This window comes from Gordonia sp. (in: high G+C Gram-positive bacteria) (assembly GCF_020438995.1).
GTDB lineage: Bacteria > Actinomycetota > Actinomycetes > Mycobacteriales > Mycobacteriaceae > Gordonia.
This window is the reverse complement of sequence record NZ_JAGQTN010000236.1, coordinates 1-8,996: the sequence shown is the minus strand read 5'-3', so window position 1 is coordinate 8,996 and position 8,996 is coordinate 1. Positions and strand designations below refer to the sequence as shown.

Here is an 8,996-nt window from a genome sequence, read left to right as displayed (position 1 = left end):
TCGGTGCCGCCGGCGTCGCGTCGGCACACGTCTCCGCCGATCAGACGGTGCAACCGGCCCAGGGTGGATACGGTCAGGTCCGGCTCATCGTGCCCACCGAATCGGATACCGCGCGAACCACCGCGGTGGCGGTGACCATCCCCGAGTCGGTCGACCTGACCTCGGCCAGAACCCTGCCGATCCCCGGCTGGACGGCCAAGGTGAGCACCGAACCCGATGGCGCCGCCCAACGGGTCAGCCGCATCGAATGGACGGCGAACAATCTCGACAATGGTTTGGGCGCAACCGAGTTCGGGGTGTTCACGTTCTCGGGCGGAAAATGGCCCGCGGGCGTCGATTCGGTGTCGCTGCCCACCGAGCAGCGTTATAGCGACGGCACCGTCGTGCGGTGGGACGAGGAGGCACTCGACGCCGCCAGCGAGCCCGAACATCCGGCACCGTCGGTGACGCTCGCCGAATCGGCCGGTCATGACGGAGCGCACGGGCAGTCCGCCGACCACAAGGCGGAAAGCGTTGCCGCCGAACAGGACAAGGCGGACTGGGCGGCTCGGGTGCTGGGCATCGCGGCATTGATCGTGGCGCTGGCCGCCGCGGCCGTGGGCGGTGCACTCTGGCAGCGGGGCCGAACGGATCCCGCGGCGCCGGCCGACGGAGCGGCCACGGCTGAACGTGACGGTGCCGAAGGTGATCTCGTGTCGGCCGGGACCGGGGAGCGCGGTCCGGCCCGGTCATGACGACGGCGCTGCGGGCCGCCGCCGCACTGCTCGTGACGCTGCTGGCCGGTGCGGTCCTGGTGGCATCGGCAGCACCCGCATCGGCGCACGCCACCGTCGTCTCGAGTTCGCCGGCCGACGGCGCTCACGTCGATACGGCACCGGAGGTGCTGGTCATCGAGCTGAGCGAGCCGGTGACCATCGTCGGTGGGTCGGCGTCGCTGATCACCTCCGGCGGTGAGCGGATACGGCTGTCGGGGGTACGGCTGGAGAACGGTAACCGCCGGGTGGTGATCAACCCGTCCGGCTCGCTGGGCGACGACGCCTACCTCGCCACGGTCCGCACCGTGTCGGCCGACACCCATGTGATCTCGTTGTCGATCCGGTTCACCGTCGGCTCGGTCACGGACCTGAGCGGGATACCGGTGGCCTCCGCAGCGAGCAATACCGCGACCCGCTGGGGGTGGCCGGCGAAGGCGGCCGTCTATCTCGGCGTCATCCTCACCGTCGGACTGCTGCTCGCCGCGCGCATGGTGTGGCCGGAGCTACTGTCCGGCAACAGGTTCCATGTCGTATACCAGGCCGGTGGGGTGATCCTGTTCCTCGGGCTGCTCGGCCGCCTCGCCGTCCTGGGCACGCAGCACGCCGGCGGTCTGTCCTCGATCACCACGGGCGCGATGGACGATGTGCTGCACACCCGGGCTGGTTGGTCGATCGCGCTCGCCGCGGTGCTGAATCTGACTGTCGCCGCGGGTATCTCCCGGATCCGGGGCGGACGATACGCCGGATATGTTGCGGCGGGGTCCGCGCTGATCGCCGTGACCCTCGGCGGGCACGGGGGGTCGACGGATCGGTGGCCGGTTGCCTTTGCCGACACACTCATTCACGTGTACGCGATGTCGGTGTGGCTCGGTGGGGTAGCGGTGCTCGCGTTGCTCGCCCCGGAGACTGTCCGCATCGCGCGCTGGCATCGGGTGGCGCTCGCGCATGTGGCGATCGTGATCGTGTCCGGGGTGATCCTGGCGCTGTGGCAGGTCGATCCGCTCGCAGCGCTCGGGACCACCACGTACGGGGTGGTCCTGCTGGTGAAGGCCGGCGTGGTCGCCGGTGCCGTGGCGGTCGGATTCTGGGCGTACCGCCGATACGTTCGTGGTGATTCCCGGCGCGGAGTCGTCGCCGGGGAACTCGCGCTGGTGGTGGTGATCGCATCGGCGACGGCCGTACTGTCGTCGACGACGCCCGCCCGGGACAGCTACACCACGCAGGTGAAGGCCACGCTGGACTTCGGGTCGTCCCGGATATTGGATGTCGATATCGACACGATCCGGCGCGGTGATCAGACCATCACGGTGCGATACCGGAGTCCGGAGCCGGCCGACGATCCCGACGTCGACATCGAATTGTCATCGGCCGACGCGAACGTCGCTCGGCTGCCTGTCACCGTCGCCCGGGTGTCGTCGGCGAGTGGCGTCCTTTGGCGAAGCGACGGCCTCATCGTTCCCGCTGCGGGGAAGTGGAAGGTAACTGTTCGGTTCGACGGCGGGGGCCCGAAAGACGGGGGGCCGAAACTCGCGTCTTTCAGGTATCGGGTCCGTTGATCACGGAACCATTGCGATCACCGGCGCGCCGGACACATTAATACTCATTGCGAACAGATAAAGCATTCTTTACCAATTATGTGGTGGCAGTGGGTGATCCGCGGGAATTCGGCGGTGTCCGGTAATGTTTATCAATGCGTCGGAAACCGGTCGAAGGGATTGAGGTCTGGTGGGCTTGAAGGTGAAAAGCGGTCAGGGAACACTCACATTGCTGGCACCATTGCTGGGCCGGGCCAACCTGCGCCGGATTCACGCTGGCATCGTGCTGTCGGTGCTCGCCCAGGTCACCCTGGCCGCGATACCACTGATCCAGCAGCGGATCGTCGACGACTGCATCGTCGCCGGCCGGCAGTCGCTGGGGACATGGATCACCATCCTGCTCGTGGTGGGCGTGGTCTGTTTCGGGTTGCAGTACCTGCGCCGGTCGGTCGGTTTCCGTGCTGCCGCCCGCGGGCAGCGTGACCTGCAAGAACTCGTCCACCGGCACATGCAGCACCTCGACGCGAGCGCACGGGGCCGGTTCCGTACCGGCGACGTGATGTCGCGTGCCACCAGTGACCTCACGCTGATCCAGATGTTCCTTCAGCAACTCGGGCTGCTCGCCGGAAACATCACCCTGCTCGCGAGCGCGCTCGCGGTGATGCTGTATCTGTCGCCGCTGCTGTCGCTGGTGATGGTGATCGCTGTCCCGGCGTTCCTGTGGGTCGCGGCCCGCTTCCGGACCCGGACCTTCCCCGCCGGCTACACCGATGCCGTGTACAAGGGGTCGGTGGCGGGCGTGGTCGAAGAGGCGATCACCGGGGTACGGGTGGTGAAGGCATTCGGTCAGGAGGCACAGGAACAGGACTCTCTGAATACCGAGGCGCGCACGCTGTTTCAGTCGCGGCTGCGTGCGGCCCGCATCACCGCCCGGTTCTCCGCCTCACTCGACGCGTTCCCGGGCCTCACCCAGGTGGGGGTGCTCGCCCTCGGCGGGTTGCTGGTGTTGCGCGGCGACATCACTCTCGGTGTGTACCTGGCGTTCTCGAGTTACATCCTGCAACTGGTCACCCCTGTCCGGTTCCTGTCGAGCATCCTCACCACCAGTCAGCAGGCGCGGGCGGGAGTGACCCGGCTGCTCGATCTTCTGAACTCGAAGTCCGAGGTCGCAGACCGGCCCGACGCCCCCGAGATCCTGGCCGGGCACGGACTGATCGAGATCGACCATGCAGACTTCGCCTACCCGGGCGGCGAGCCGGTGCTCACCGACATCACGCTCCGCGTGCAGCCAGGTGAGCGGCTCGCGATTGTCGGCGCGTCCGGCTCCGGAAAGTCGACGCTGGCCTTGCTGCTCGCCCGCTTCTACGATCCATCCGCCGGGCAGATCCGCATCGACGGCCAGGATCTGCGGGACTGTTCGGTCGCGTCCGTCCGGCGCGCGGTGGGGCTGGTGTTCGAGGAAGGGTTCCTGTTCTCCACCACTATCGGCGACAATATCGCCTTCGGCAGCCCCGGCGCCGGTCGCGGCGAAGTGGAGCGTGCCGCGATCGCCGCCCATGCCCACGGTTTCATCTCCGGACTTCCGGGCGGGTACGCGACAGTGGTCGGCGAACGCGGGTACACGCTGTCCGGCGGTCAGCGTCAGCGCATCGCTCTGGCCCGGGCCGCCCTGGCCAACCCGCGGGTTCTGGTGCTCGACGACGCGACCTCGGCGATCGACGCCCGCACCGAACACGCCATCCACCGATCCTTCGATGAGGTACTGTCCGGGCGCACCACGGTGCTGATCGCCAAACGTTATTCGACGCTGCAACTGGCCGACCGGGTCGTCGTGCTCGACGGCGGGCGGATCGTCGACCAGGGCACCCCGGACGAGCTGCAGGAACGATCGGCGTTGTTCCGGGAACTGATGACTGGCCCGGACACCGAGGATGTCCCGTTCACACCGGATACCGACACGGCTGCGGTGGATACGGCTGCCTGGCCGGCCGGAGTCTCCCGGGAGGGGGCGGCCAAGGTGAGCAGTTTCGCCGGGGACGCACTCGCCCGCTCGTCGGCCGGCGGCGGTGGACCGATCAGCGACAGCTCCCGGCTCGGCAGCCTGGCCACTGAATCACCCGAACTGCTCGCCGCCGTCGACGCCCTGCCGCCGCTGTCGGGCGAACCCGACGTCGACCTCGCCGAGCAGACCGCGCCGAACAGCCATTTCACGATGGGTGCCGTGTTCGCGCCGTTCGCCAAGCCGCTCGCGCTCGGTGTGCTACTCGTGGTCGTCGACGCGCTGGCATCGCTGGCCGGGCCCGCGCTCATCCGGTTCGGCGTCGACCACGGTGTCGTGCGTGACTCGGTCGCCGTGCTCTACGTTGTGGTGGCGTCGCTGCTGGCGTTGCAGATATTCATCTGGGTCAATCAGCGATACATGACGTTCTTCACCCAGTGGACGGCAGAGCGGATGCTGTTCGGTCTGCGGGTGCGGACTTTCGCTCACCTGCAACGACTTTCGCTGAATTACTACGAGCAGCACCAGGCCGGCAAGATCATGACGCGGATGACCTCCGACGTGGAGGCGTTTGCCCAACTGCTGCAACAGGGTCTGGTGACCGCGCTGGTCAGTCTGCTCACCTGCGGTGGGATCGCGGTGGTGCTGGCGGTATTCAACCCGGCTCTGGCGCTTGCCGTTTCGGTGGTGATCGGACCGCTGGTAGTGGCCACCACGGTCTTCGGACGGCTCTCGACACGAACATATCTGGTTGCCCGGGAACGCATTTCGGTTCTGTACGCCGATATGCAGGAAAGTCTCAACGGGGTCACGGTCAGCCAGGCGTACAACAGGCAGGGCGCCAACGAGCGGCAATTCGCGAGGCTGGCCGAAAGCTACTGCGCCGCCAGGGAACGCTCGTATGAGTTGCAGGCCAGGTTCTTCCCGTTCATCGACCTGCTCAGCGTGATCGCCAAGGCGATCGCACTCGGGGTGGGGGCGGGCATGTTCGCAGCCGGAAACCTCACCGCCGGTGTCCTCGTCGCGTTCCTGCTGTATCTCGATCAGTTCTTCGCACCCATCCGGCAGTTGTCGTCGGTGTTCGACCAGTGGCTGCAGGCCCAGGTCGCCGCCGGACAACTCGGTGAGCTGTTGCGGACCCCGTCGGACACCCCGATTGCCGAGGCGCCCGTGGTGCCCGGCCGGTTGCGGGGCGACATCGACCTCGACCACGTCACCTTCGCCTACGAATCGACCGGGCTGGTGGTGATGGACGATGTGTCGTTGCGCATTCCGTCCGGGCAGGTGGTGGCGCTGGTCGGGACCACCGGCGCGGGCAAATCGACGCTGATGAAACTCGTCGCCCGGTTCTACGACCCCGACGCCGGCACGGTCCGTGTCGACGGTGTGCCGTTGAAACATCTGGATCTGCCGTCCTACCGGCATCAGCTCGGATTCGTTCCGCAGGAGCCGTTCCTGTTCAGTGGCACGATCCGGTCTAATATCGCCTACGGGCGGCCCGGCGCATCCGATCTCGAGGTCGAGCGCGCCGCGCGTGCGGTCGGTGCGCACGAGTTCATCCGCGGCCTGCCCGCCGGATACCTCACCCCGGTCAGCGAACAGGGCACGTCGCTCTCGGCCGGGCAACGGCAGTTGCTCAGCCTCGCCCGGGCGCTGCTGGTGGATCCGGCGATCCTGCTGCTCGACGAGGCCACCGCCAACCTGGACCTGGCCACCGAGGCCCGGGTGCAGCGGGCGATGGGTCTGGTCGCCAGTGGCCGCACCACCATCGTCATCGCCCACCGCCTGCACACCGCCCGCGTCTCGCACCGGATCCTGGTGGTGGACAACGGCATCATCGTCGAAGACGGCTCCCATGACGAATTGATCTCCGCCGGTGGCCGTTACGCCGGCCTGTGGGCGGCCGCTGCTGAGCAGGTGGTCACCTCATGATCGCGTGTCACCGGACCCTTCGAGACGCTCGCTCGTACCTCGCATCGCCCTCAGGGATCAAGAAGGGTGGGCGCTACCGATTATCTTGATCTCTGAGGCCGACGCGGCTCTGCTGCGCGCTCAGGCTTACGTGACCGATTGTCTTGGTCTTGGAGGCGGGAGCGGTTGTGCTGTGCGTTCGGGTTTACGTGACCGATCATCTTGATCCCTGAGGCCGTTGCGACGGAGGAGCGAGGGTCACGAAGGGTCCGGTGACCTTCCGCGCATTGCCGGACCACTTCGGAATCATCAGTGACACATATTAAGTCGCCGAAGCGGCTTGTTTGTCGCGGTAGCGGCGGGCCCATTCGGCGCGGGACCGGATGGACACGTCGACGTCGGCGGCGGCGCGGCGCAGTGCTCCGGCCGAGATCTCCTCGCGGGTGCGGTCTTTCAGCGGATCCCAATTGAAGAAGCGGGCCGAGTTCTCCCAGCCGATCTTGTCGATATCCGAATCCGAGGCACCGGCGCGGTTGAGTTCGTCGAGCATGAGCTCGGCGGCGTTGGGCCAGAAGCAGTCCGAATGCGGGTAGTCGCATTCCCAGGCGATGATGTCGATCCCGATCTCGTTGCGCAGCAACAACGCCGTCGGGTCGGTGACATAGCAGGCCAGTGAATGCTCGCGGAACACCTCGCTGGGGAGTTTGCCGCCGAAGTCGCGACGCAGCCACCGCTGGTTGGTGTAGTGCCGGTCGCAGCGGTCGAGATAGAACGGGATCCAGCCGATACCGCCCTCGGAGAAGGCGAACTTGAGATCCGGGTAGGCGCGCATCGCCGGACCCCACAGCAGATCCTGCGCGGCGATTGCCGAGATCTGGGTGGCCAGCACAATCAGGTTGTCGATGGGGGCGTCTTTGGCCATCGAGATGGCGCCGAAACCCGATCCGATGTGCAGGCACATCACTAGCCCGGTGTCGGACAGGGTCTGGAACACCGGTCCCCAGTAGTCGATGTCGTGGTAGCTCGGCAGGCCCTCCAGGTGCGGGATCTCCGGCATGGTGACCGCGCGGCAGCCCTTGGCGGCCACCCGGCGGATCTCCGCGCACATCGCCTCGACGTTCCAGGTGGGCAGCAGCGCGAGCGGGACGAAACGCTCGGGGTAGGCGCCGCACCATTCGTCGATGTGCCAGTCGTTGTATGCCGACACCATGACCAGGGTGACCGGGTCCTGATACTGGTTGAGGTGCCGGGCGGAGAAACCGGTGAACGTGGGGAAGCACATCGAACCCCAGATCCCGTTGCGGCTCATGTCGCGGACGCGCTCGTGGACGTCGTACACACCGGGACGCATCTCGGCGAAACCGGCCGGGTCGCGGCCCCACTCCTCGGCCGGCCAGCTCACGACGGCGTTGAGACCGCTCACCCCGGCCTGTTTGCCCTGGTACATCCACTTGTCGACGCCGTTGTCGTCGGTGAAGACGACGGGTGCCTGATCGCGATACTTCTCGGGTACGTGGCGCAGGAACATGTCGGGCGGTTCGACGACGTGGTCGTCGATGCTGATGAGCACCAGATCATCGACATTCATAGGTGGGCCTCCTGATGAGAATCTGACTACCATCTACGATATTGGTATTCTCGTAATCTGCAAGTAGCATATTCAACAGAGGTCGGCGTGCCGACGGCTGGGAGGCGAAGAACATGCGCATGGGCGTGATGGTGGGACCCGAGGGCGGCGACGCCGCACGCAAACTCGGCCGGATGATCAGAGATGCCGAGTGGGCGGAGAACGCCGGCTTCGACTCCATCTGGATCCCGCAGGTGCCCGGCGACTTCGACGCGCTGATCGCCGTGGCTGCGGTGGGGGCCCGCACCAGCCGGGTCGAGATCGGTACCGCAGTCGTGCCACTGCACGCCCAGCATCCGATCGCCCTTGCCCGGCAGGCGCTTTCGGCACACGCGGTGTCCGGTGGCCGGGTGGTTCTCGGTATGGGGCCCTCGCACCACTGGATCGTGCAGGACATGCTCGGCATCCCGTACGAGAAGCCCGCGGCGTACACCCGCGACGTGCTCGACGTTCTCGATCAGGCGCTGCACGGGCCGGGACCGGTCGACGTGGAGAACGCCTCGTTCACCGTGCACAACCCGCTTGACCTCGGGCCGATCGCGCCGCTGCCGGTGATGCTGTCGGCGCTCGGTCCGGTGATGCTCAAGATCGCCGGCGAGCGTACCGACGGGACCATTCTGTGGATGGCCGACGAGAAGGCCATCGGTGATCACATCGCACCCCGTATCAATGCCGCCGCCGAGGCCGCCGGGCGCCCGGCTCCGCGTGTGGTGGCCGGGATTCCCGTATGCCTTTGCAGCACTTCGGAAGTCGATGCCGCTCGGGAACGTGCCAACGAGCTGCTCACCGAATCGGAGTTCTCGCCGAATTACCAGCGTCTGCTCGATCACGGCAACGCGCGTGATGCCGGCGACCTGATCCTCGCCGGTGACGAGGACGCGATCGCGGCCGGATTCCAGCGTTACATCGACGCCGGCGTCACCGACATCTCCATGCGCTTGCTGCCCATCGGCGACACCCGCGAAGAACTCCGCGCCTCGCGCGACCGTACCCGGGAAGCCGTGGCCTACATGGCCAAAGACCTGCGGTAGGTCAGTTGGGAGCCTCATCTCGCCGGACCCTTCGAGACGCTCGCTCGTTCCTCGCATCGCCCTCAGGGATCAAGAAGGTGGGCGTGTTCTGTGGTGCTCTTCGGGGGGTCGAGAAGGTGGGTGTGTTGTGTGAACGTC

General features: G+C 66.7%; 5 protein-coding genes. 4 read left to right on the top strand and 1 reads right to left on the bottom strand.

What is annotated here, in order from left to right:
* From KDB67_RS16660 to KDB67_RS16650, 3 genes are all read left to right on the top strand, one after another.
* On the top strand, positions 1-734 hold a 734-nt coding region (locus KDB67_RS16660), incomplete at its 5' end, for a YcnI family protein (RefSeq protein WP_291017920.1).
* Positions 731-2,311 (top strand): copper resistance protein CopC, encoded by a 1,581-nt coding sequence (locus tag KDB67_RS16655; protein ID WP_291017919.1) that lies wholly within the window; start codon positions 731-733, stop codon positions 2,309-2,311. The genes KDB67_RS16660 and KDB67_RS16655, both read left to right, overlap by 4 nt.
* Before the next feature lie 169 nt (positions 2,312-2,480).
* On the top strand, positions 2,481-6,221 hold the full coding sequence (locus KDB67_RS16650; protein WP_291017918.1) for an ABC transporter ATP-binding protein: 3,741 nt from the start codon (positions 2,481-2,483) through the stop codon (positions 6,219-6,221).
* 301 nt (positions 6,222-6,522) lie between these two features.
* Here KDB67_RS16650 and KDB67_RS16645 read toward each other — a convergent pair whose 3' ends face one another.
* On the bottom strand, positions 6,523-7,788 hold the full coding sequence (locus tag KDB67_RS16645) for an amidohydrolase family protein (RefSeq protein ID WP_291017916.1): 1,266 nt from the start codon (positions 7,786-7,788) through the stop codon (positions 6,523-6,525).
* Positions 7,789-7,901: 113 nt separating this feature from the next.
* Between KDB67_RS16645 and KDB67_RS16640 the strand changes: the two genes are divergently transcribed.
* Positions 7,902-8,858, top strand: coding sequence for an LLM class F420-dependent oxidoreductase (locus tag KDB67_RS16640; RefSeq protein ID WP_291017914.1), 957 nt, complete (start codon positions 7,902-7,904; stop codon positions 8,856-8,858).
* Positions 8,859-8,996: the final 138 nt, after the last annotated feature.